The following is a 510-nucleotide window of genomic DNA, read 5'->3' as shown; positions in this document are numbered from 1 at the left end:
AATGACCCTCCCCGGTTGAGCCGGGGGCTTTCACATCAGACTTAAGAAACTGCCTGCGAGCCCTTTACGCCCAATAATTCCGGACAACGCTTGCCACCTACGTATTACCGCGGCTGCTGGCACGTAGTTAGCCGTGGCTTTCTGGTTAGGTACCGTCAAGGTACCGCCCTATTCGAACGGTACTTGTTCTTCCCTAACAACAGAGCTTTACGATCCGAAAACCTTCATCACTCACGCGGCGTTGCTCCGTCAGACTTTCGTCCATTGCGGAAGATTCCCTACTGCTGCCTCCCGTAGGAGTCTGGGCCGTGTCTCAGTCCCAGTGTGGCCGATCACCCTCTCAGGTCGGCTACGCATCGTTGCCTTGGTGAGCCGTTACCTCACCAACTAGCTAATGCGCCGCGGGTCCATCTGTAAGTGGTAGCCGAAGCCACCTTTTATGTTTGAACCATGCGGTTCAAACAACCATCCGGTATTAGCCCCGGTTTCCCGGAGTTATCCCAGTCTTAC

General features: G+C 54.9%; 1 rRNA gene. It reads right to left on the bottom strand.

Annotation, left to right across the window (positions count from 1 at the left end):
* Positions 1-510 (bottom strand): 16S ribosomal RNA (locus tag DAI17_RS20795); the annotation flags it as partial.

Origin of the sequence: Nocardioides sediminis (assembly GCF_003047295.1) — a bacterium.
Taxonomy (GTDB): domain Bacteria; phylum Actinomycetota; class Actinomycetes; order Propionibacteriales; family Nocardioidaceae; genus Nocardioides; species Nocardioides sediminis.
This window is presented reverse-complemented; position numbering and strand designations above follow the sequence as displayed.